Annotated in this window: 16 protein-coding genes; 5 read left to right on the top strand and 11 right to left on the bottom strand. The window is 38.4% G+C overall.

The genetic code is table 11. The features are described 5' to 3' along the window. Positions 1–106: 106 nt before the first annotated feature. Positions 107–1,558, top strand: coding sequence for an alpha-amylase (locus ACXAE4_RS01675; RefSeq protein ID WP_028411931.1), 1,452 nt, complete (start codon positions 107–109; stop codon positions 1,556–1,558). 28 nt (positions 1,559–1,586) lie between these two features. Here the strand turns inward: ACXAE4_RS01675 and ACXAE4_RS01670 are convergent, their stop codons facing one another. From ACXAE4_RS01670 to ACXAE4_RS01660, 3 genes are all read right to left on the bottom strand, one after another. Further along, the gene (locus ACXAE4_RS01670; protein WP_028411930.1) at positions 1,587–3,020 is read right to left on the bottom strand and encodes an anion permease; all 1,434 of its coding nucleotides are present in this window, start codon (positions 3,018–3,020) and stop codon (positions 1,587–1,589) included. 305 nt (positions 3,021–3,325) lie between these two features. After that, positions 3,326–4,525 carry a class I SAM-dependent rRNA methyltransferase gene (locus ACXAE4_RS01665; RefSeq protein ID WP_049166318.1) on the bottom strand — a complete coding sequence of 400 codons (1,200 nt, stop codon included), beginning with the start codon at positions 4,523–4,525 and terminating at the stop codon, positions 3,326–3,328. A gap of 186 nt (positions 4,526–4,711) precedes the next feature. After that, on the bottom strand, positions 4,712–5,749 hold the full coding sequence (locus ACXAE4_RS01660) for a PepSY domain-containing protein (RefSeq protein ID WP_289578614.1): 1,038 nt from the start codon (positions 5,747–5,749) through the stop codon (positions 4,712–4,714). Positions 5,750–5,977: 228 nt separating this feature from the next. Between ACXAE4_RS01660 and ACXAE4_RS01655 the strand changes: the two genes are divergently transcribed. Both ACXAE4_RS01655 and ACXAE4_RS01650 read left to right on the top strand, forming a co-directional pair. Beyond that, entirely contained in the window at positions 5,978–6,661 is a 684-nt protein-coding gene (locus tag ACXAE4_RS01655) for a response regulator transcription factor (RefSeq protein WP_028409748.1), read from the top strand. Further along, the gene (locus ACXAE4_RS01650) at positions 6,658–8,106 is read left to right on the top strand and encodes a sensor histidine kinase (protein WP_475235326.1); all 1,449 of its coding nucleotides are present in this window, start codon (positions 6,658–6,660) and stop codon (positions 8,104–8,106) included. The genes ACXAE4_RS01655 and ACXAE4_RS01650 overlap by 4 nt, the downstream gene beginning before the upstream one ends. Positions 8,107–8,146: 40 nt before the next feature. On the opposite strand, the gene ACXAE4_RS01645 is transcribed toward ACXAE4_RS01650, so the two are convergent. After that, positions 8,147–8,989 carry a PepSY domain-containing protein gene (locus tag ACXAE4_RS01645; protein ID WP_099000263.1) on the bottom strand — a complete coding sequence of 281 codons (843 nt, stop codon included), beginning with the start codon at positions 8,987–8,989 and terminating at the stop codon, positions 8,147–8,149. Between the two features lie 381 nt (positions 8,990–9,370). On the opposite strand from ACXAE4_RS01645, the gene ACXAE4_RS01640 reads away from it, so the two are divergent. Both ACXAE4_RS01640 and ACXAE4_RS01635 read left to right on the top strand, forming a co-directional pair. Beyond that, positions 9,371–11,269, top strand: a complete 1,899-nt coding sequence (locus ACXAE4_RS01640) for a PhoX family protein (protein WP_475235324.1) — start codon at positions 9,371–9,373, stop codon at positions 11,267–11,269. Between the two features lie 392 nt (positions 11,270–11,661). Further along, on the top strand, positions 11,662–12,660 hold the full coding sequence (locus ACXAE4_RS01635) for a tRNA dihydrouridine synthase (protein ID WP_014457691.1): 999 nt from the start codon (positions 11,662–11,664) through the stop codon (positions 12,658–12,660). Between the two features lie 136 nt (positions 12,661–12,796). Here the strand turns inward: ACXAE4_RS01635 and rlmH are convergent, their stop codons facing one another. From rlmH to walK, 7 genes are all read right to left on the bottom strand, one after another. Continuing rightward, positions 12,797–13,276, bottom strand: a complete 480-nt coding sequence (gene rlmH, locus ACXAE4_RS01630) for a 23S rRNA (pseudouridine(1915)-N(3))-methyltransferase RlmH (RefSeq protein ID WP_028411923.1) — start codon at positions 13,274–13,276, stop codon at positions 12,797–12,799. 83 nt (positions 13,277–13,359) lie between these two features. Next, complete coding sequence (locus ACXAE4_RS01625; RefSeq protein ID WP_016765983.1) at positions 13,360–13,518, bottom strand: CxxH/CxxC protein; 159 nt, start codon at positions 13,516–13,518, stop codon at positions 13,360–13,362. A gap of 73 nt (positions 13,519–13,591) precedes the next feature. Further along, positions 13,592–14,824 (bottom strand): S1C family serine protease, encoded by a 1,233-nt coding sequence (locus ACXAE4_RS01620; RefSeq protein WP_033580481.1) that lies wholly within the window; start codon positions 14,822–14,824, stop codon positions 13,592–13,594. Positions 14,825–14,881: 57 nt separating this feature from the next. Next, the gene (locus tag ACXAE4_RS01615; protein ID WP_014457688.1) at positions 14,882–15,676 is read right to left on the bottom strand and encodes an MBL fold metallo-hydrolase; all 795 of its coding nucleotides are present in this window, start codon (positions 15,674–15,676) and stop codon (positions 14,882–14,884) included. An 18-nt stretch (positions 15,677–15,694) separates the two neighbouring features. Beyond that, positions 15,695–16,474: a two-component system regulatory protein YycI gene (locus ACXAE4_RS01610; protein WP_028411921.1), complete on the bottom strand. Its 780-nt coding sequence runs from the start codon at positions 16,472–16,474 to the stop codon at positions 15,695–15,697. Next, the gene (locus ACXAE4_RS01605; protein WP_224357631.1) at positions 16,461–17,822 is read right to left on the bottom strand and encodes a YycH family regulatory protein; all 1,362 of its coding nucleotides are present in this window, start codon (positions 17,820–17,822) and stop codon (positions 16,461–16,463) included. Before ACXAE4_RS01605 ends, ACXAE4_RS01610 begins: the two co-directional genes overlap by 14 nt. Beyond that, the gene (gene walK / locus ACXAE4_RS01600; protein ID WP_014457685.1) at positions 17,819–19,726 is read right to left on the bottom strand and encodes a cell wall metabolism sensor histidine kinase WalK; all 1,908 of its coding nucleotides are present in this window, start codon (positions 19,724–19,726) and stop codon (positions 17,819–17,821) included. The genes ACXAE4_RS01605 and walK overlap by 4 nt, the downstream gene beginning before the upstream one ends. Between the last annotated feature and the right edge of the window lie 3 nt (positions 19,727–19,729).

Raw genomic sequence — 19,729 nt, 5'->3', positions numbered from 1 at the left:
GATAACAGGAACGTTAAAAGAAAAAATATAATCAATTCCTCATTTGATTCTAAAGAACTATCCGTGAGCGATTATATCTTTTTATTTAAAAGGAGGATGATTTAACTTGGAACGGAATCATACAATTATGCAATTTTTCGAATGGCATGTGCCAGCTGATGGCGAGCATTGGAAACGCCTCAAAGAGCTCGCTCCTCAACTAAAAGAACAAGGAATTGATTCCGTGTGGATTCCCCCGGTTACAAAAGGTGTTTCATCAGAGGATAATGGCTACGGCGTTTACGACTTATATGATCTTGGCGAGTTTGATCAAAAAGGAACCGTTCGTACAAAGTATGGAACCAAGCAAGAGCTGCATGAAGCAATTGATGCCTGTCATAATCACGGAATTAATGTCTATGTTGATATTGTGATGAATCATAAAGCTGCAGCGGATGAAAAAGAAACCTTCCACGTCATTGAAGTAGACCCCATGAACCGAACAGAAGAGATTTCTGAACCCTTTGAAATTGAAGGGTGGACAAAGTTTACATTTGAAGGGCGCGGCGATCAATATTCTTCTTTCAAATGGAACTTTAATCATTTTAATGGCACTGATTACGATGATAAAAACGGAAAAGAAGGTGTGTTTCGTATTGCCGGGGAAAACAAAAGCTGGAACGAAAATGTTGATCAAGAGTTTGGCAACTACGATTATTTAATGTTTGCGAATATTGATTACGACCACCCTGAAGTTCGAGAAGAAATGATCAAATGGGGAAAATGGTTAGCAGACACCCTGCAGTGCGACGGTTACCGATTAGACGCCATTAAACATATTAACCATGATTTTATTAAAGAGTTTGCTCACGAATTGTCCTCTTCTCAAGAAAAGCCATTTTATTTTGTGGGAGAGTTTTGGAATCCAGAATTAACAGCCTGTCAGGAATTTTTAGACGTTATTGATTATCAAATTGATTTGTTTGACGTATCGCTGCATTACAAACTGCATGAAGCCTCTCAGCAAGGAAGAGATTTTGATTTAACCACAATTTTTGATGATACATTGGTTAAAACTCATCCGTTGAATGTTGTCACATTTGTAGATAACCATGACTCTCAGCCAAATGAATCTTTAGAATCTTGGGTAGAAGATTGGTTCAAACAAAGTGCTTACGCTCTAATTTTACTTCGTGAAGACGGCTATCCTTGTGTATTTTACGGAGACTATTTTGGGATAGGCGGAGAGCATCCAATTGAGGGAAAAGAAAAAGATATTTCTGCTCTCTTGCACGTACGCTATGACAAAGCATACGGACAGCAAGACGATTATTTTGATCACCCGAATACCATTGGATGGGTAAGGCATGGTGTAGAGGAATTTGAGAAGTCTGGATGCGCTGTGGTGATGTCAAACGGCGAAGACGGCGAAAAGAGAATGTTCGTCGGCGAACACCGAAGCGGACAAACGTGGATCGACTTCACAAAGAACCGAGAAGACCAAGTTGTGATCGAAGAAGACGGCTACGGACACTTCCCTGTAAATGGCGGCTCTGTATCCGTTTGGGCTGAAGCATAAAAAAACAGTGGCCTGCGCCACTGTTTTTTTACCATAGACCTAGCAGTTTCCACCACAAGCCGCCAATTCCAATCCAAATGATAATATGAATAATTGAAATTAAAAAGCCGAGCGACCACCATTTTTGCTGCGTTACATATCCACTACCGAAGAACACCGGTGCCGGTCCACTGCCGTAGTGAGTTAAACAGCCAAATAAATTGCTAAAGAACGCTAAAATTAATGCTGACAGTAACGGAGGCGCACCAGCGGCCACGATGACAGATAAAAATGCTGCGTACATAGCGCTGACGTGAGCCGTGTTACTCGCAAAAAAGTAGTGAGAATAAAAATATGCAATAGCTAGTACAATCAACGCCGTCATCCAAGACATATGACTAACAGTGCCTTTCATCAGATCACTGAACCAAGGAATCATGCCTAGATCATTTAAGAAAGTTGCCATCATAACCAAAACAGCAAACCAGACTAATGTATCCCATGCTCCCTGTTCTTTTTTGATGTCCGACCAGCTTAACACTTGCGTTAAAAGCAGCGCACATAGACCAATAAAAGCAGTTGTTGTTGCATTAATATTTAAATTAGCGCCAAAAATCCACAGCACAAGAAGAAGTAAAAATACCCCAATCATGTACCATTCTTCTTTCTTTAGCGGGCCCATTTCATTTAGTTTTTTTGCTGCAATTTCAGATGCTTCCGGCGTTTCTTTTAATTCTGGCGGATACAGCTTATAAATAACGAGCGGAATCACAATTAAACTAATAATTCCAGGTACGATTGCAGCCGCTGCCCATCCAACCCATGAAATAGTCTTTCCTGTAATTTGTTCCGTCATTTTAACAGCAAGAGGATTGGCCGCCATTGCCGTTACGAACATAGCCGATGTAATCATATCTCCTTGAAACGATACTTTTGTTAAGAAAGCACCGACTCTGCGCTCCGTACCGTCTCCAGTTCTCGATCCGTATGTTTCAGATAAAGAACGAATGATTGGAAGAATAATTCCTCCAGCTCGTGCTGTATTAGACGGCATTGCAGGTGATAAAAGTAAATCACTTACGATAAGAGAATACGATAGTCCCAACGTCTTTTTACCGAACAAACGAACAAAGATATAGGCAACCCTTGTTCCTAGACCAGTCTTAATAAAACCTCTAGAAATAAAGAATGCAATAACGATCAACCAAATCGTCGTATTTTGAAAACCGCTGAGCGATTGTTCAAGTGTTAATGTATTAGTTAATACAATAATGGTTAAAGATAAAATAGCTACACTGCCTAATGGCAATGGTTTAATGATAAGACCTACGATAGTAGCCACAAAAATAGCGAATAAGTGCCAAGCCTTCACATCAAGTCCGGACGGAGGTGTAATAAACCATAAAACAAGTCCGATTGCCAGACAAATTAATAAAGGAATAAACTTCACTTCGCCGGCAGGCTTTTTAGTTGTTTCAGCCATAATCTTTCTCCTTTCATGTTTTTAAATAATAATAGTAGTATGCTCTTTCCCCTTCGTACCCAATACTTGTCCCCTTTAAAATAAAATAATTGTAAAAATACGTTTCATAAGGATGATATTGTAAATTTGTGAAGTGTTGAGCATAATTCCTTTATTATTTTATCATACATATTGACAATTTTTATCTTTCACCTTCATTTTATTCCCTTCAAAATAGCTTGTAAGCGTTATTTCATCAAAATAGCTTGTAAGCGTTATTTCATCAAAATAAATAAGCTGCATGAGTTCATCATGCAGCCTTGCATTTAACGATTTACTTTTTGAATAAACACGACTTTGAGATAATCACCTGACTTAAATTCTTTTATTGTTTTAAAATCAGCTGGAAGAGAGAACTGCTCCATCATTTTGTAACGTTCCCCTTTTTCGTTAAAAGCTTTTTCAATAAACGAATGAAATTTTTTCATATCAAAATTACTTGCATTCGTCGAAGCTACAATGACACCATTTGGCTTTGTAAGAGCAATGGCTTCTTTTAATAAATCTTTGTAGTCTTTTGCCGCGCTGAACGTATGCTTTTTCGATTTAGCAAAGCTCGGCGGATCTAGCACCACAAGATCGAACGTCATATTCTTCTTAACCGCATATTTAAAATACTTAAAAACATCTTCCACAATAATGTCCTGTGCTTCGTGATCAATTCCATTTACACTAAATTGCTCAATTGTTTTTGCCAAGCTGCGATTGGCCAAGTCGACACTTGTTGTTTTCGCAGCTCCTCCAAGAGCGGCCGCCACTGAAAATGCGCCTGTATACGAAAACATGTTTAGAACGGTCTTTCCTTTTGCATATTTATCTCGAATCGTTTTACGGACGTCTCGCTGATCTAAAAAGACCCCAACCATCGCTCCGTCATTTAAATAAACGGCAAAACGAATACCATTTTCTCTTACAATTAAAGGGAACTCACCTTTATCCCCTACTACAAAATCATCTTCTTCAATATACTGCCCTTTTACGTTGAAACGTTTTTTCTGGTACAGCCCTTTAAAGTTAGGCGCAGATTTTAAAGCTTCAATAACGTATTCTTTAAATTGATAAATTCCTTCACTATACCAGCTCGTGACGTAATATCCGTCATAATAATCAATGATTAAGCCGCCAATTCCGTCACCTTCACTATTAAATACACGAAAAGCAGTTGTATCTTCAGACGCATAAAAATCGTGACGAGAGGCAATAGCTCGCTGAATTTTTCGTACAAAAAACGCCGCGTCAATTTGTTCACTTTTCTTCTTCGTCAGAATCCATCCGTAGCCTTTGTTTTGTTTTCCATAATAGCCTTTGGCTAAGAATTGATTTTTTGGAGTGACTAAGTTAATAATAACGCCTTCTTCTTGCAGTTTATGACCATCAACAAGCGCATCTTTTTCAATGAGTGGATAACCTTTATTCACTTTTTTAATAAAAGCTTCTTTGGCTATAACTTGTACTTCTTTTCTCATGTGTACACCCTATCTATTTAATTTAGTTCATTCTAGTTTTATCCATTTTACGAGAATAATCTACATTTATCTTAACATAGATAACCGGTAATGTTTCCAGTTACAAAATAGAAAAGCAGAGGATGCCTTGAAGCACCCTCTGCTTGATATGAATGAAAAATGAAATGTATGTTTTAAGATAAAAAATTATGAGCACTCTTGTCCAGTATATGCATCGAACTTAAGCGTCTGCTGCTTGCTTCCGCTCACTAAAGTCACCACGTATACAGTTATTGAGTTTTCTGTTATAAGCTCAATATGCTCTACTTTTCCTTCTTGATGTTTTAAAGCAAGAACTTTTACAGCGGTCTCCGTTAACGGCTGAAGCTTATCATGTTTTACATATGTGATTTCACCCGAAACCGCATCGATTGTAACGGTGTATTCCGTATTATCTTTGATTATTTTTATTGTGAAAATCGCTGCGTTTTGATCATATTCTACCATTTTCACCTTACCTGCATATGTAGCCAGTGCAAGATCTTTTGCATCTTGTCTCGTTAATAGCTTCACTGCTTGCTGAGAAGTATTAACTACTTTTCCTGTGAAAGCATCTAACGTTACCGTATATTGAGTGCTATCTTTAAGAATCACTGCGACATACTGACTAGCGGATTCTTTAAACTCTAGACTATATACGTAACCACTATATTGTTTAACAATTGCTTCTTTTATTTTTTGCTCTGATATTAGCTGCAGCTCTTTTTTATTCTCATGAATGACTTTCCCCGTTAGACCATCCACGGTTAGCGTATATTCTACTTTGCCATCTACTACAGTTAACGTATATTCATGCGTTTCTTTGTTAAATGTAATAGATTGAATCGCTCCTGTATACTGCTTAGAAATGGATTCTTTCACTTGATTTTGTGTCCATAACTTCACTTCTTGCTTCTTCACTACTTTTCCAGTGCTTGCGCTTACTTCTACGATTCTTTGCTCAAGGTTATTCGTTGCAATTGTAATCACATACACACTTGATTCTTGCTTAAATTCCGTAGATGTGACTGTCCCGTCGCAATCTTGCAGAGCAATACCATTTGCCTGAGCTTGCGAGATACTGACATGTTCAGTTGTCTCTGCTTTCGCTGTCTTCATCTCTGCAGCGTGACTCGTTGTAATAGAGCTAAATGCAACTGCAGCTCCTAAAGCAGATGTAGACAATACTTTTACCCATTTAATCATCTTTACATTTCCTCCTCTTTCACCATTAGACTTTCCGTCTATGGCGTTTTATCTAGTACGCCGTTCATTATGCAAAAGATTTCTGAGAATAAGACGAATAGAAGCTTAAAGTTAGCTGAAGATATAAGAATAGCTACTATTTTTCAGCTTGCTTTCAGCTATTATTCAGGGCTGTTTCAGATAAAAAAGCATAATAGAAAGTAGAGGAGCAAAGGAGTTTTCACCATGATGGATCAACTAAAAGGAATTAAAGTCTTACTTATAGATGACGAACCAACTATTTTACAGTTTTTATCTTTAGGGTTAACGAATGAAGGATTTGATATCAAAGCTGCCCAAGACGGAATGGAAGGCATTAATATAGCCAAAGAATTCAAGCCTCATATCGCTATTGTAGATGTTATGCTTCCGGGAATGGATGGATTTGAAGTATGCCGTTTGTTAAAGAAAATGGGGAATATAGCTGTCATCATGCTAACAGCAAAAGATCAAGTGGACGATCGAGTAAAGGGGCTGACTATTGGAGCAGATGATTATATGGTCAAACCCTTCAGTTTTGAAGAACTTCTTGCGCGCATTCAAGCTAGAATCCGCAATCAATTTCCCAACTTATTAGACGAAGTATCCATCGGTCCATTTAAAATTGATGACCGCCGCAAAGAAATTAAATACCTTAATCACATACTTGATTTATCCCCTACTGAATATGCACTCTTAAAATTCTTAGTTATTAATCACGGTCTCGTACTAAGTAAATCCACCATTTTAGATCGAGTGTGGGGATATGATTTTGGAGGAGAAGAAAACATTGTTGAAGTATACATTCGATCACTGAGAGAAAAATTACAGGACCATAGCCGAACCGTTATTCGAACGCTTCGCGGTGTAGGGTACCGGATTGATATTTCATGAAGCACAAACGTTTCTTTCATTTGAACTCTCTTCGCCTTCAGCTTTTATCTAGAAGTTTACTCGTTATTTTGAGTTTACTGATGCTGATAGGCGTTTTTCAATACGTATTTATGAAGCAATTTATTTACACAAATAAAATTAGAAGCATCGAAGACCAAATTCACTTGATTCCCGATGATGTCTGGAAGCACGATATTGAAACAAGCCAGAATGTAAAACAATCATCAAGACCAATGGTTTATTTCCCGGGCGTTAATATTACCTTTATCAATCAAAAAAGCACCTTTTTACGGCTGGCTAAGGATCCACATCATTCTTACTTCCCTAAGCTTTCTGCATCTGCATACAAACAAGTAATGAAAAACAGCAAACAGCCGGACAACACGAAGAGCCTCATAAAAAAAATGGATGGTCATCAAGAGCAAGTCATTGTTTTAAAACCCATTATCTTTGATGGAGAAATACAGGGAGTTATTCAAATTAATACTCCCACAGAATCATTAAGAGACCTCTTAATCAGACAAATGCTCATCTTTTTAATGCTTTCACTTACCGCAATGACCATTGCTTTTTTTGTTTTTTCTTCTGTTTTAAAACAGACGTTAGTCCCTTTGTTTACTACTACTAAAAAAGTAGAGCATATTAATGCCGGAAGCTTACATGACCGCTTGCCTGTTAATCAAGGACAAATCGAAATGGATCGCCTTTCTCTTTCTATTAATGAAATGCTTGAACGTCTTGAAAAAGCATTTAAAGCAGAAACAGAAGCCAAAGAACAAATGCGGCGTTTTGTTGCGGATGCTTCGCATGAACTGCGAACGCCGCTTACATCTATTCACGGCTTTTTAGAAGTTTTATTAAGAGGGGCTAGCAGTAATCCAGAACAATTAAACGACGCATTAAAAAGCATGTATGGAGAGTCCAAAAGACTGCACAAACTTATTCAGGATCTTCTGCTTCTTGCTCAGCTTGATCAACTTCCACCGTTTCAAAAAGAATACTGTTTTGTAGATGAGTTGATTTTAGATATGAAACCTCAACTCATACTATTGGCGAGGAACAGAAAGGTTTTATTCGACTTTCCAAGCCGTTTACCATCAGACATTAACAAAGATCAATTTAAACAAGTTGTTTTAAACTTATTTTCCAACGCCGTACAGCATACAAATCCAACTACAGGAGTTATTCAAGTGATAGGAAAAATAAATGAGAAAGAACTTTCGTTAATAATACAAGATAACGGTCATGGTATTCCTCAAGAACACCTTCCTCATTTATTTGAGCGATTTTACAAAGCTGATGCTTCACGCTCTCGGGCATATGGAGGAGCGGGCTTAGGCTTGGCCATTAGCGCATCTATTATAGAGCTGCACGGGGGGAAAATACGTGTAGAGAGCAAATTGAATGCAGGAACTGCTTTTGAAATCGTATTGCCCTTGACGTAAAAAAGACGATTGCCGTGAAGCAATCGTCTTTTGTATCAAATCAGCACACTTTTCCTGTTTGAGAACTGATTTTTACAGTATGTTGTACGTTGTCTGTTCCTTTAATGACAAACGTGTACGCTTGTTCACTGAATGAAACAGATTGAACCGTTCCTTTGTGCTGTTGAAGAGCAGCTTGTTTAGCTTGTTCTTGCGTAAACTTTACCGCTTCGACTTTGATTACTTTTCCTGTTTCAGCGTTTATTTTCACATGGTGATCTTTGTTATCTTTTCCGTGAATTAAAAATGTGTATACATCATTTGCATATGAACTCGATTGAATCGTTCCACTGCAATTTTTTAATGCAATTGATTGAACCTGTGCTTTTGTAAATGCAGCGCTTTGAATTTGAATCACTTTTCCACTTTGTGCATTGACTTGTACGTGGTGATCACGGCTATCATTTCCATGAATTAAGAACGTATACACTCCATCGTTGAAGCCTACAGACTTAACCGTTCCTCCACAGTTTTTCACCGCTACTGCTTGTGCCTCACTTTGAGAAAAAGATAGTTTTTCAACCTTTACCACTTTTCCGCTGTGTGCATTTACTTTCACATGATGGTCTTGATTATCTTTTCCGTGAATTAAAAACGTATAGGCGTTATTTTCAAAAGAAACCGATTGAACCGTTCCTCCGCAGTTCTTTAAAGCAATTGTTTTTGCTTGAGCTTGTGTATATGTGGCCGCTTCAGTATGAGCCGACGCTTTTGTTGAAGTAATGTGCTGACCGTCTGAAGCAAATGCACTTGTCATTGAACCAAGAGCGATAGCTGTTCCAATTGTGGCACCTCCCACGGCTTTTGCTACTACTGCTTTTCCTGCTAATACTTTTCCAATCATGATTATACCTCCGCGTAATTTCCAATGTATTTACAGCACAAGCTAAAGGTTTTAGCAGCGGTCATTTATCAAAATAGCGCCATTGGAGTAACGTTTTTTCCTGCTAAAATACCTTTCACTTTTGCTGTACGAGCCAAAGCGCTTCTTGTCCTCTTTAGCTATGTGTTTATTGTAAGAGCGGAACATGAATTCACTATGAAGCCCAGCTGAATGCTATCTGAACAAATTCTGAAAGATAGCTGAATAACTTCTAGTTAAACTTGTCATCTAAATGTTCAACGTTCTTAACAACAGCTCAACAAATCCACTGCTTCTCTTCATATTTCCTCAACAATCAAATGATTTAATAAATGTATGAATACGATTTGGAGGTTATCAACCATGAAAAAACGAGTATCTCTTGGACTATCTCTCACTCTCTTAGCTTCTAGCGCCGCTTCTGCTTTTGCAGCAGAGCATCATCCAGTTCAACATCCAAAACAAATCAAAAGCGTCGAGTTTCAGCCAATGAAAGCACCTACTACGATTGAGAATATGATTAAAACGTATACAGAGGCCTCTGTAAAAGTAACGTATAAAGATGGAAGTGTGGAAGAAACGCCGCTTAACTATAACCAACTCTTTCTTTCAAAAGATAAAATTGTCGATAATAAAGGAGAATTAATCGCCGCAGGTACACCAATCGATGCAAACGGGGATCCAATTATTGACCGAAGCGTTCCTGATCAGCCATCACCGTATGTATCAGACGCGCCGGATTCAAACAGCTTTATTACCATTAACGGTAAGTCTTATATTATTTCACATTATGAATACGAATCTGTTAATAATGCTGGAAAAGAGATTTCCGGTCTTCCTGCTTCCATGACGCTTACACAAGTTGACCGAGATGATAAAACAGGAAAACTAACCGTCAACCATGCTAAAAAAATTGATTTTTCTAATGTAAATGGTTTGTGGACGCCGTGTAATGGCTCTACAACGGATTGGGGTACTCACCTCGGTTCAGAAGAATACGAGCCTGATGCACGCGCTTTTGAAGACCCTGCATCTAGCTCTTATAAAGACGTTACGAACTTCGCTAAGCTTTATTTCGGTGACACGTCAAAAGCAAACCCTTACTACTACGGCTGGATTCCAGAAATTTCAGTGGATGAAAGCGGCGATGCGTCTGTCGTAAAACATTACAGCACAGGCCGTTTTTCACATGAAATGATGCAGGTACTTCCAGATAATAAAACCGCTCTTTTTGGAGACGATGGGTCTAATACCATGATGTTTATGTATGTAGCAGATAAGGAAAAAGACTTCTCAGCAGGAACTCTTTATGCCGCAAAGTTTAAACAAACGAGCACAAAAAATGGAGGGAAAGGCGACCTTCAGTGGATTAAGCTTGGCCATGCAACAGACAATGAAGTGAAAACAATAATCGACAAAGGCACAAAATTCAGTGATATTTTTGAAACAGCCGACCAGCCTACAAAAGGATTTAAAGCAGTCAAAACCGCCGCAAGTAAAAAAGTTGAATATTTAAAAGTAAAGCCTGGCATGGAAAAAGCAGCTGCCTTTTTAGAATCACGCAGATACGGTGCGATTCTAGGTGCCACGTCTGAATTCAACAAGATGGAAGGACTAACGGTTAATAAAAAAGACAAAAAAGCGTATATGGCTATTTCTTACCAAAATAGTGCCATGCTAAAAGAGCCTGGTGCTGTACAAGATGATATTCAGCTTCCAAAATTAGAGTCTGGTGTGACCTACCAGCTGAACTTAGGCTCGCATCAAAAAGACCAAGCAAAAGGCAAGATTAACAGCCGCTACGTTCCTGCAAGTATGGAAGGGCTATTGATTGGACAAGACCTAGAAAAAGCAGATGCATACGGCAATACAGCGGATTCAAATAAAATTGCCAACCCTGATAACCTTACGTATTCAAATGACTTAAATACACTGTTTATCGGAGAAGACAGCTCACTGCACACAAACAACTTTGTATGGGCCTATAATGTAAAAACCAAAAAACTATCACGCATCCTTTCGGTTCCAGTGGGAGCAGAAGCAACAGGACTTCGTGCAGTAGAAAACATTAAAAACTCTCGCTACGTACTAAGCAACTATCAGCACCCGGGCGAGGACATCAGCGACAAAAATATTACCGCTGTTGATAAAGAAGAGTTAGCTAATGCAATGAAAGAAAGCATTGGCATTCAAGAAACTGGTGGTGTCGGATACATTTCTGGACTGCCTTCTAAGGACGGCGCTCCTTACAAAAAGCATTAATACGTAATGAAACCACGTCTGTTGTGAGTGACAGACGTGGTTTTTATATAGTAGAAGTTATTTATAAAACCGCTTATCGCAACCACAATTATGGTGAATACTTTATAATATCCTTAAAGAAAGTGCCTAGCCCCAAACGCGTTAGCATATTTATTGGTAAGTATCCGGTATATCCCTTCAGGCTCCCTTATGCCCCACTAATGCTAGATATAGAATTCGTTTCAATAAGTATTTCCAGCTAAACAAAATGTCTCGTTCCCTTGCACTTTTCGTTCCATACCATTAAAGTATATATTGGTTGAAGTTTATACTAGCATTCAACCTTATAAAAGAAATTACACTTTTTAATTTTGGGAAGATGTTTTCCCTAAAAGAAAGGGTTTAGATATAAGATGAAAGATAATTTTTGGCATGAGTTGCCGCGTCCGTTTTTTATTTTGGCACCGATGGAAGCTGTGACGGATGTCGTTTTTCGCCATGTTGTGACTGAAGCAGCGCGACCTGACGTATTTTTTACAGAGTTTACGAATACGGAAAGCTACTGCCATCCGAAAGGAAAAGATAGCGTAAAAGGACGTTTGACGTTTACAGATGATGAACAGCCAATCGTTGCGCATATTTGGGGAGATAAGCCTGAATACTTCCGTCAAATGAGTATTGGCATGGCAGAAATGGGCTTTCGCGGCATTGATATTAATATGGGCTGCCCTGTACAGAACGTTGCAGGAAACGGAAAAGGTTCTGGTTTGATTCGCCGTCCAGATACTGCGGCTGAGATTATCCAGGCAGCCAAAGCTGGAGGGCTTCCAGTAAGCGTAAAGACTCGTCTTGGCTATACGCAAGTTGATGAGTGGTACGACTGGCTGAAGCACATTTTAGAACAGGATATCGTGAACCTTTCTATTCACCTTCGTACGAAAAAAGAAATGAGCGATGTTGACGCGCACTGGGAGTTAATTCCGGAGATTAAGAAGCTTCGTGACGAAATCGCGCCTCATACGCTACTAACAATTAACGGTGATATTCCTGACCGCCAGAAAGGTCTTGAACTTGCGGAGAAGTACGGCGTTGATGGAATTATGATTGGACGCGGAATTTTCCATAATCCGTTTGCGTTTGAAAAAGAAAAGAAAGAGCACACAAGCGAAGAGCTATTAGAACTTCTTCGCCTGCAGCTAGACCTTCATGACAAATATTCTGAAGAGCTAGAGCCGCGCCCTTTCAAACCGCTTCGACGCTTTTTCAAAATTTACGTTCGCGGATTCCGCGGTGCAAGTGAATTAAGAAATCTGCTCATGAGCACGGAAACGACTGATGAAGTGCGTGCATTGCTTGATGAGTTTAAAGACAGAGCTGGAGTGAAAGAAGACGAAGGTTTTTCTGTTTCTTAAATAAGAGCTCGTTTGCTTAAACTCAATTGTTCTATTTTATAGACGTTTGCTATTTATCCACATATGATAAAAGCTGAGGCAGAAGGTTTTACATTTCCTTCTGCCTCAGCTTTTGATGAAAAAATATCCACACGTTCTATTTATGATAAGGTTCATTTCGAATAATACGAAAAGCTCGGTAAATTTGTTCTACTAATACTAGGCGCATAAGCTGATGAGGAAAGGTCATTTTTGAAAAAGAAAGAGCTGCGTTTGAACGTTTCATTACTTCGCTGCTTAAGCCAAGCGATCCGCCAATGACAAACGCTACTTTACTTTTTCCGTAAGTAGCTAATGAATCGATTTCTTTTGCCAGTTCCTCGGAAGATTTTTGTTTTCCGTTGATAGCTAATGCGATCACGTGAGTATCATCTGAGATTTTCGCTAAGATGCGCTCTCCTTCTTTTTGTTTCACCTGTTCCATTTCAGATTCACTTAAGTTTTCGGGCGCTTTTTCATCTGCAAGCTCAATAATTTCTACTTTTGCATAGCTTGATAAACGCTTTAAATATTCTTCAATGCCTTGTTTTAAGTATTTTTCTTTTAACTTCCCAATGGTTATAATAGAGATATTCACAGGCTATTCTCCTCTCCTTTATCCCTTATCCACAGATATTATCCACATATCCACATGCTATATCCACATTTTGTATAAGAATATTAGTTCCCTACTACATATATAGCTTCATTGTCACAATATTCGCAGCTTTTTTTGTCAGTTGAATTTTCTATTTTTTCAAAAACCGGTGCTAGCTCAATCTCATCTACCATTACATCCAGCGCTAGTTCCGTGTGTTCTAAACAGCAATATATCTTCATGTATTTATCTTCCTTTCTCTATTCTTTTCATTAAAAAACCACAGGAGTTTATCCCCTGTGGATAACTTTTCTTTTACTTCATTTGACGAGTTAATTTTACTTCTGTGGATTTCTTTTTGCCATCACGATAGAACGTTACATTCATTTTATCGCCAATTTCTTTTTCAATGTAGAGGTGTTTGCGAAGTGTCGCAATATCCCTTACTTTGCTGTGATCTAGCTCAACAATCACATCATATTCCTTCAACCCAGCTTTAGCGGCTGGCGAACCTGGCTCGACTTTTAGAACAGCGACTCCGTTTACTACATCATGCGGTAACTTAAGGGTTTCTTTTAAATGATACCCTGATACCTCACTTAATGATAGTGTACTAACTCCAAGATACGGACGTCTAACTTCACCATATCGTTCTAAGTCATTAATAATGGGCCTAGCCATGTTAATTGGTATTGCAAGACCAATGCCTTCAACTGCTTCTTGGGCAATTTTCATGGAATTAATGCCTATTAATTCACCATCAATATTAACAAGAGCACCCCCGCTATTGCCAGGGTTAATTGCGGCATCTGTTTGAATGACTTCTGATTGCCAATCAGGATTTCCATCGCCATTCAAATCTTGAGGAATGACACGGTTAACTCCTGAGACAACTCCTTGTGTAACGGATCCAGAAAATTGAAGGCCTAGCGGGTTTCCGATAGCAATCACTGGTTCACCAGCTTTAAGCTTATCAGAATTTCCGAAGGTAGCCACTTTTGTCACGTGACCTGCATCAATTTCAAGAACTGCTAAGTCCATTAAATCATCGCTGCCAAGAATTTTAGCTGATACCCTTGTACCGTTACTGAAGCTCACTTCAATTTCGTTAGCGCCTTTAATGACATGATAGTTTGTCACAATATAAGCTTTATTGCCTTGCTTTTTGTAAATAACACCTGAGCCTGTCCCGGCATCAGTTCGTTCATCATTCCAAAAGCTTTCAGAGTTCTGAATGTTTACAACTCCTACAACTGCTGCATTGGCTTCGGAAACAGCTTTTGTGACGGCCGTAGTGACGTCAAGAGATACTGACTTTTGTATCGTAGACCCTGTTTGTTCATCTCCGTTTTCATCATTCATCCATCCGTATGGCAAAATCCCGTTCCTCACCAAGGCTGGCATAAGAAGCAGTACAATAAGTGCACCTATAATAGCTCCAATCAGAGCAGAAGCGAAATATCCTCTGCGGCGTTTAGGCGGCCGACTATTCGGCTCTTGGCCTTCATCATAATGTTCCACACTATCACCGAACCCTTCATTTATCATCGTGAATGTCTGCATTCACGTACTAAATGAAGTTATTTTTCGCTTCCTTTCTAGAGACTATACATAAACAATATCAGTTGGTCTTTTTGGATCAGTATCACATAGGAGAATATTGTCCTCTACATTGATGTCTTTTTGTTGTAACACTTGTGCAACCGACATGCGGGCAATTTCCTTCATGTTATTGTCTTGACTCAAATGCGCCAAGTAAATGCGTTTGGTTTGATCTCCAATTACATCTGCCATTGCAAGCGCCGCGTCTTCATTTGATACATGTCCTACGTCGCTTAAAATTCGTCTTTTAATGCTCCAAGGGTAGCGCCCCATTCTCAGCATTTCAACATCATGATTGCTTTCAAATACGTACATATCACTATTTTTAATCGTACCTTTCATGCGGTCACTTACATAGCCGGTATCCGTAATAAGGGTCAATTTTTTAGACCCTTGATGAAAGACATAAAACATAGGCTCTGCGGCATCATGCGAAACGCCAAAAGACTCCACTTCCAATTGACCAAACGATTTCGTTTGGCCAATTTCAAAGTGAAACTTCTGTTCCGTATCAATGTTGCCGATCAAGCCGTCCATTGCGTTCCACGTTTTTTCATTTGCGAAAATAGGGAGCTTATATTTACGTGCCAGAACACCTAGTCCTTTAATATGGTCACTATGTTCGTGAGTCACTAAAATTCCTGATAAATCCGGGATATTGCGATTTACTTGTTGAAAGAGAGCTTCCATTTGTTTTCCGCTCAGCCCCGCATCAACTAGTAAGGAATGTTCTCCATCACTTACTAAAATCGCATTTCCTGTGCTCCCACTCGCTAGCACGCTGAAATGCAGGCTCATTTATCTCACTCCAAATACTTATTTATTTCCTTTTTTAATAATCTGCCCTTCAAAGGCATTTACAAAATAACTCGTATCTCCATTTACAACAATGTGCCAAGTTGGTGCTAAAACTTGAGAATTTAGTAGCGGCAGATCAAACGTATAGTACCCAAACTCTACGTTTGTTACAGAATCTTTCTTTTTCAATTCACCCTTCAAAAACAAATTTTCTAATGCTTTTAAAGGCGTTAAAACATCCTGCTCATCATCTAACGTTTTCACAGAACCTAGCATTGTTTGTTCATACGAAATAATTTCACCTTTATCATTTAAATGAGCAATGATCATGCCATTTTCATTATCAAAGATTTTATGCTTCTTATATTGTTGAAAGAATGTAACTGTTTTTTTCTCTTTGTTAACATTCCATAGCTCATAATCCTTACCTGAGATAACATACCGTTTTAGAAATTGACTTAGCTTTGCTTCGGGACTTTTTTCAGATACTGAAAAAGGTTTGTCTAGTACGCTTCGAATTGTTTTTTCCTCAAGCAGCGCTGCTTTTTGCTCTTTCAGCTTTTTTAAATCTTCATCTTTAAACAGCTTACTTTTAGCATTTAACGACGAAGCTTCCTTCACATCTACAGGTAAATGTTTATATTCAATGCCTTCACTCGTCAATTGTTCTTCCACGCTCGACTCTACAAATAGAGAGTACTGATCTTCTTGATGAGTTTTAAAAATCTGATAGCCTAAGTAAATATTAAGAATCAAGAAAGTGAAAATAAAGATGGTTTTTGTTCTATTCCAATCCATCGTTATCGCCTCCTTCGGTCGGCGGTGCAATTCGATACCATTTGCTATTATAATAATAGAACCAAGAAGGAACGAGTTTGACAGAATTAGAATTAAACTCAACCGTCTTTTCGCCGGTTTTCGGCTGCTGTGACACTTCTTCTAGCTGATAGCCTATTGAAATATCTTTTAACAGATTCGGGTCAAAGTTTTGATGTTTTTCAATTAATTGAATCACCTTTTGAGATGACTGCAGCTTTTCTACACTCGAGTCCTGTACTCTTACAAAACGATAAAGAGGACGACGGTAATTTAAAATCTCCGCATTTCCCCATCTTTGATATATTTCAGTCATTCCCTGATTGCTGTACACTGGATAGTTATCTTTATAATAACGATAGCTAATTTCTTTTGTAATGCGATTCCAGCTGTTGAACCTGTAATTAGATTCTGTCCAGCCGCCGTGGTCATTAACGAAGCTAAAGCTGCGATTTATTAAATTATAATCTTCCATTACCTCGGTCGTGGAATTTACAAGATTCACATATTCCATCACATCTGTCTTCGTATTGACATTGATCACTTTTGTACCTTCAGTGTAGACATCTCGGTTTGTAGACGTTTCTTTCCGTGCATAGTCTGGGTTGTTAAAAAGCGCTTCTTTATATTTTTCAATATCTAAATGCCTCATGCTCGTATAGTAGACTTCACTATTCATCGTAATATTATTTTCCGGAAGGAAGATATACCGATTTTTGTTTTCTTTATATACAAGGCTCGGGGCATACGTACGCTTCATTTTATCTTCTAATTCTTTGATATCATCTTTGGCCAAATTCTTGACTGTAACCGAATAAATCTTTTTTTGCTCATAATTCACAAGATACACGCTCACGAAAAAGGAAGGTGTACGCTTAATTTTAATGAGTACACGGTCAAATGTTTGATTAGGCAAAGACGTTTGAGAAAATGAAAAAAGCTGTTGAAATGTTTTCAAAGGTAGCGCGTCTGGATACAGCACTTCAATAGAATTACTTCCATGGACATAATTTAAAAATCCATCAGGAGAAATAGCATCCGAAACGTCCGTCACATTCGAAAATTTCCACTTTTTCATTTCATTTACCCATTTGTTTACATCATCTTCATCGTGAGACATGTAGTGATTATCGTTTCGATGATAGAGAACTTCTGTTGGAAGAATATGATCTTCTATTTTACTTTTTGAACTCACTTCAACTTCTTGCAAATGTTGATTTTTTGAAATGACCTTATAAGAAGGCTGATACGTCCATATATGATACGTCATAATTAAACTGGAAGCGACGAGAACAACTAAGATGGCCGTTTTGATATGTTCATATCTCATTCCCATTCGTCATCATTCTCACTTTCAATCGGAAGAGTAAAGTAAATCGTTGTTCCTTTTCCTTCCTGACTATCTGCCCAAATGCGTCCATCATGTGCTTCAATAATTTCCTTGGCAATAGCAAGCCCTAATCCTGTTCCGCCTAATTTACGCGTTCGTGCTTTATCTACACGATAGAAGCGTTCGAAAATTTTAGCTAAATTTGATTTTGGAATTCCCATACCTTGGTCTTTAATGCTCACAACAATTTCATGCGTATGCTGAGCAATTGAAAATGTAATGGTTCCGCCTTCAGGTGAATATTTTATTGCATTGGAAATAATGTTATCTAATACTTGTGTAATTTTATCTTGATCGATAGCGACATAGATTGCTTCATTTGGCAAGTCGCGCACGAACGAAATACCTTGTTCAATCGTCATTTCAAAGCGATCAATGATGTAATGATAGAACTTTACAAAATTGATTGGGTCACGACTAAATCGGTAGTCTTGACTATCTAGCTTAGATAATTGAAGCAAGTCGTTAACGAGACGAATCATTCGCTCTGTCTCCGTTTGCGTTACATTTAAAAATGTTGGAGCTAAGTCCTTATCTTGCCAAGCACCGTCTGCAAGCGCATCTAAATAACTGCGCATCGTTGTTAACGGCGTACGCAATTCATGTGAAACATTCGCTACAAATTCTCGGCGATCTTGATCAATTTTCTCCTGCTCTGTAATATCATGCAGGACAATGATAATCCCGTTAATAAAACCGGTCTCTTTTTGAATAGCAGAAATGGTAGCTCTTAAAATAAAAGGATCCGATTTTGTACTAAAGTCCAAAATTAATGACTCTTGATTAGCGAGCAAGCTTTCAAACGTATGCGTTTCTTCAAGATCTAATAGGGAAACAACTGGGTCAGACAAAACCGTTTCACGTGAAACATTTAGCATAGCTGCGGCTGGATCATTAATTAAAATTACTCTTCCTTTTCGATCCGTCGCAATAACGCCGTCCGTCATATGAGCTAATACCGAACTAAGCTTACGGCGCTCCCCTTCTGTCGTTGCCTGTGCTTCCTGAAGCTTTCTTGTTAAGTTGTTGAATGTGAGAGCTAGCTGACCAATTTCATCATATCCGTATACCTTAGCTTTTCTCGTAAAATTCCCTTTGGCCATCTCAAGTGCTTGTTTTCTCATTTCAGACATTGGACGAGTAATCGTCTGAGCTAAAAACACGCCTAAAATAGCTGTAATAAAAAGAGCGATCACCGTACCTGCTTTAAAGATCTGATTGATATTACTCATTTGATCGTAAACAGGCTCCATGGAAGCTGTTAAGTAAATAGCGCCTAAGATTTCTTCGCTAGACTGAACTTTTCCATTTTTATTAGTTGAATTTGATTGACTGGCACCTACTTTATCCTGTAAACGAATAGGCTGTATCATAACTCTGATTCGCTGTCCGCTTTGATCAACAAATACATTATCAGAGTTCGTTCCTGCTAACAACGCATTTGTAATCGCTAAATCATTAGTCTTTTTACCTATAATCTGTTGAGGATTTGAGTTCGATGTAGCAATGATTCTTCTATTTTGGTCAATGACTCTTACTTCAGAGATGTCATTCATATCATTTGAAGCTAAATTGGGTCTTGAAGCAAAATCTCGTAAAATAGTCTTTAAGTCTTCCTCAAGAGTGGGTGAATCATCATCACGATTTTTCACCATTTCTTGTCCAATGTTATACGTCAGCAAGTCTGTCCGCTCTTGAAGAGACGTTCGAAAGTTGTTAACTAATTCTTTTTCTAATTGTCGAGCAAAATAGACCCCAATAATTTGCATCGCAATTAAAATAAGCAGCACATAAATCAATACAAACTTTAAATGAATAGATTGCAGGAGCCTTACTTTCTTCATCTA

It is taken from the genome of Priestia sp. ABM2_011 (genome assembly GCF_056158845.1).
The sequence above is the reverse complement of the archived record's forward strand: the minus strand, read 5'-3'. Positions and strand labels throughout refer to the sequence as shown.

Bases quoted from the DNA above. Each gene is read 5' to 3' on its own strand.
- ACXAE4_RS01670 (WP_028411930.1), bottom strand. From the start codon at position 3,020: ATGGCTGAAACAACTAAAAAGCCTGCCGGCGAAGTGAAGTTTATTCCT.
- ACXAE4_RS01665 (WP_049166318.1), bottom strand. From the start codon at position 4,525: ATGAGAAAAGAAGTACAAGTTATAGCCAAAGAAGCTTTTATTAAAAAA.
- ACXAE4_RS01660 (WP_289578614.1), bottom strand. From the start codon at position 5,749: ATGATTAAATGGGTAAAAGTATTGTCTACATCTGCTTTAGGAGCTGCA.
- ACXAE4_RS01655 (WP_028409748.1), top strand. From the start codon at position 5,978: ATGGATCAACTAAAAGGAATTAAAGTCTTACTTATAGATGACGAACCA.
- ACXAE4_RS01650 (WP_475235326.1), top strand. From the start codon at position 6,658: ATGAAGCACAAACGTTTCTTTCATTTGAACTCTCTTCGCCTTCAGCTT.
- ACXAE4_RS01645 (WP_099000263.1), bottom strand. From the start codon at position 8,989: ATGATTGGAAAAGTATTAGCAGGAAAAGCAGTAGTAGCAAAAGCCGTG.
- ACXAE4_RS01640 (WP_475235324.1), top strand. From the start codon at position 9,371: ATGAAAAAACGAGTATCTCTTGGACTATCTCTCACTCTCTTAGCTTCT.
- ACXAE4_RS01635 (WP_014457691.1), top strand. From the start codon at position 11,662: ATGAAAGATAATTTTTGGCATGAGTTGCCGCGTCCGTTTTTTATTTTG.
- ACXAE4_RS01625 (WP_016765983.1), bottom strand. From the start codon at position 13,518: ATGAAGATATATTGCTGTTTAGAACACACGGAACTAGCGCTGGATGTA.
- ACXAE4_RS01620 (WP_033580481.1), bottom strand. From the start codon at position 14,824: ATGATAAATGAAGGGTTCGGTGATAGTGTGGAACATTATGATGAAGGC.
- ACXAE4_RS01615 (WP_014457688.1), bottom strand. From the start codon at position 15,676: ATGAGCCTGCATTTCAGCGTGCTAGCGAGTGGGAGCACAGGAAATGCG.
- ACXAE4_RS01610 (WP_028411921.1), bottom strand. From the start codon at position 16,474: ATGGATTGGAATAGAACAAAAACCATCTTTATTTTCACTTTCTTGATT.
- ACXAE4_RS01605 (WP_224357631.1), bottom strand. From the start codon at position 17,822: ATGAGATATGAACATATCAAAACGGCCATCTTAGTTGTTCTCGTCGCT.
- walK (WP_014457685.1), bottom strand. From the start codon at position 19,726: ATGAAGAAAGTAAGGCTCCTGCAATCTATTCATTTAAAGTTTGTATTG.